Raw genomic sequence first — 3322 nt, 5'->3', positions numbered from 1 at the left:
CACGCCGGTGTGCAGGGCGGGGGCGTCGTACCAGGGCAGGGCGGCCAGGACCGTCGCTCCCCCGGTGCCGAGCACCCAGGCGAGCAGCCCGAGGAGCGTGCGTCCCGAGGACCGGTAGCCGGCGGCGAGCACGTCGAGCGCCTCACGCCTCAGGTGGGCCAGCCCCGCGTGGTGGCTGTGGTCGGGCACGACCAGGTAGGGCACCGCCGCCCTGGGTACCAGCCGGGCCTCGCGCACCGTTGCAGTCCTCTCGTCGTCAAGCGAACGAACGAACACCGCCGGGCACGGACCGTGTGGCCCGTGCCCGGCGGAGACGTCGTGGGTCAGCCGCGCGCCTGGGCGGCGAGCGCCTCGTCGGTGGCCTGCATCTGGTCAGCCGCACCGGTGAGGTAGTTGCTGAGGTTGGTGAGGTTCTCGATGACCTCGGTGGCGTTCGTCGTGAAGTCCGAGTAGGTCTCGTTGAACGCCCCGGAGGCCTGGTCGGTCACGAAGCCGGAGTTCACGAGGTTCTCGATGTAGGTCTTGAGCTCGCCCAGCTTGATCTGGACCTCGTCCTTGCCTGCCACCAGGTAGGTGGCGGCGCTGCGCATCTCCTCGTAGGTGACGTTGATGTTAGCCACGGAGCTGTCTCCTTCAGGTCGGTACCCCGCCGCCCACCGGCGGGGTCGTACAGGACATTCCTACCGGCACGACGGGTGGGTTGTCGCGCCTTCCTCATGGGGAGATCTCCCCTGGCCCCCGGCACTTTCCACGCGCCGGGGACCCCCGGCTCAGCCGAGGAGAGGCAGCTGGACGCGGCGTACCTTCGCCTTGTCCACGAGCATGCCTCGGCCCACCGGGAACTCCTTGCGCTGGACGCGCGGGAAGGACGTGCGGAAAAGCGTGTCCCCCTCGAGCTGGTCGGGCTGCAGGGCCAGCCCACGGCGTCCGTTGCGGATCTCGGACACGAGCGGCCACGAGGCGCCCCACGTGCTCGTGTCCCCCTCGCCGATGACGAGGTGCTCGTTGCGCTTGACGGCCTTGATGACCTCGACGAGCGGCGCGTCGGCCGGGGTCGTGAGGAAGTCCGCGAGCGACTCGATGACGACGACGGTGCCCACCTGGCCCTCCGGCGGCGGCTCCTTGAGGTCCCCGACGACCGCCTTGGCGAGCTCGGCGACCTCTGCGGGCCCGGTGGCGGCGTGCTCCCACAGGTCCAGGCCGCGCAGCGCCGAGCGCCGGGCTCCGAAGTAGAGGAACCGGGCCTCGGGGTGGGCGCGACGGATCGAGGTGACCAGCCAGTGCAGCGCGTTGCTGCGACCGGACTGCGGCGGGCCCGCGAGGAGGAAGGTTCCCAGCGCCTCGATGCCGACCGGCTCGAGGGTGTCGTCGGCGACGCCGACCACCGGGAACCCGCCCAGGTGGGCGGGCATGGCGTCCGCGGGGACGAGCTCGGGCAGACGGCGCACCTCGGGCGCCTCGGGCACGCCGGCGCGGCGCAGCGTCCCGGCGAGCTTCTCGATCGCCCGGACCTGCTCGGCGAGGTTGGTCGAGCCGCCGAGGACGGCCACCTGCATCTCCAGGCCGCCGGCGATCGCCCGCCCGGGCGGGGAGGACTCGTCCAGGACGTCCTTGGGGGCGCCGAGCATGGCGTAGGCGCCGGCGTCGACCTGCCGCATGACGACCTTGCGGTTGAGGCTGCCGGCCACCGAGGACGGGATCGCCCCGTGCCGGTCGGCGGTGACGGCGACGTGGACGCCGGCGCCGCGTCCGTCGACGAGGAGCTGGAGGAAGAGCTGGTAGTAGGCCATCCGCGAGGACACCGACTCCCACTCGCTGCGGAAGGCGGCGTACCCGTCGATGAGCAGGAGGATGCGCGGCTCGTCCGGTCGCCCGGCGATCTCCCGGTACTCCTCGATCGTGCTCGCCCGGGCCTCGGCGTAGCGCGCCGAGCGTTCCTCGACGGTCTCGCGCAGCTGGCGCATGAGCCGCTGGACGCGCTCGGCGTCGTCGCCGTCGATGATCGCCCCGACGTGCGGCAGCGCCTCGAGCGCGGCGAGGCCGCCGGAGGAGAAGTCCAGCCCGTAGACGTGGACCGGCCCTCCCTTGGGGGTGATCCCCGCCGCCGTCGCGAGCGTGCGCAGCGCGGTCGACTTGCCCGAGCCGCTCGCCCCGTAGAAGGCGATGTTGCCGTCGACGTCGGGCCGGTAGTAGGAGGTGACCTGACGCTGGTGGGCCGGGTCGTCCACGACGCCGAGCGGCAGCGCCGAGTCGGTGCGCGGGTGGAGCGCGGACAGGTCCTGGACGTCGGCGAGCGTCGGCAGCCAGGGCTTGCGCGGCTCGGGCACCCGGGCGGTGAGCGCGGCGTCGCGGATCGCGTCGACGACGCGGCGGATGTCGGTGGGGCCCTCGTCGACCGGTCCGGTGGGCTCGGCCTCCGGACGCTCGGGGCGCAGCCAGCGCGTCCCTGTGCCCATCGCGAGCGTCTCGACCTGCACCTGCGGCTTGGGCCGGGAGGTGCTCGAGCGCCCACCGGCGTAGCCGGTCTGGAACATCGTCACCCGCCCGGGCCCGGTGCGGGCCGCGCCGCGGCCCGGCAGCGCCGGGTCGAAGCCCGCGGCGACCGGCAGGCCGAGGACGTCCTTGGAGTCGGACTCGTCGTTCATCCGCAGCGCGACCCGGAGGTTGGTGTTGGCCCGCAGGTTGTCCTTGATGACGCCGGCGGGGCGCTGGGTGGCCAGGACGAGGTGCAGCCCGAGGGAGCGCCCGCGCTGCGCGACGTCGACGACGCCGTCGACGAACTCGGGCACCTCGGTGGCGAGGGCCGCGAACTCGTCGACGATGATGATGAGGCTCGGCGGGCACTCGGGGTCGCCGGTGCGCTCGAGGGCGATGAGGTCCTTGGCGCCCTTGCGGTTGAGCAGGTGCTCGCGGAAGTGGAGCTCGGCGCGCAGCGAGGTGAGCGCCCGGCGCACGAGGTGCGGGGACAGGTCGGTGACGAGGCCGACCGTGTGCGGCAGGTCGACGCAGTCGGCGAAGGCCGAGCCGCCCTTGTAGTCGACGAAGAGGAAGGTCACCCGGTCGGGGCTGTGCGCGGCCGCCATGCCGAGCACCCAGGACTGGAGGAACTCCGACTTGCCGGCACCGGTCGTGCCGCCCACGAGGGCGTGCGGGCCCTGGGTGCGCAGGTCGAGGGTGAACGGCTCGGTCGCCGCCTGGCCGATGAGGGCGCGCAGGTTGGCGTCGTGCCGGCGCCGCTGCGGCGGGCTGCCGTCGCGCGGGACCAGCGAGCCGTTCTCGCGCCAGCGCTCCAGGGTGGCGGCCGGGCCCTCGGCCGTGTCCG

Annotated in this window: 3 protein-coding genes; all 3 read right to left on the bottom strand. The window is 73.4% G+C overall.

Annotation, left to right across the window (positions count from 1 at the left end):
• Positions 1-204 (bottom strand): hypothetical protein (locus FHE66_RS05730; RefSeq protein WP_139072015.1); only part of this gene is annotated, 204 nt, incomplete at its 3' end.
• 119 nt (positions 205-323) lie between these two features.
• Positions 324-620: a WXG100 family type VII secretion target gene (locus FHE66_RS05725; protein WP_139072014.1), complete on the bottom strand. Its 297-nt coding sequence runs from the start codon at positions 618-620 to the stop codon at positions 324-326.
• Between the two features lie 150 nt (positions 621-770).
• Positions 771-3322, bottom strand: a 2552-nt coding sequence (locus FHE66_RS05720; protein ID WP_255303610.1) for an FtsK/SpoIIIE domain-containing protein, incomplete at its 5' end; no start/stop codon positions are given.

The sequence above is a fragment of the Georgenia sp. 311 genome, from assembly GCF_006151955.1.
In the GTDB taxonomy this organism is placed as follows: Bacteria; Actinomycetota; Actinomycetes; order Actinomycetales; family Actinomycetaceae; genus Oceanitalea; species Oceanitalea wutianyii.
This window is presented reverse-complemented; position numbering and strand designations above follow the sequence as displayed.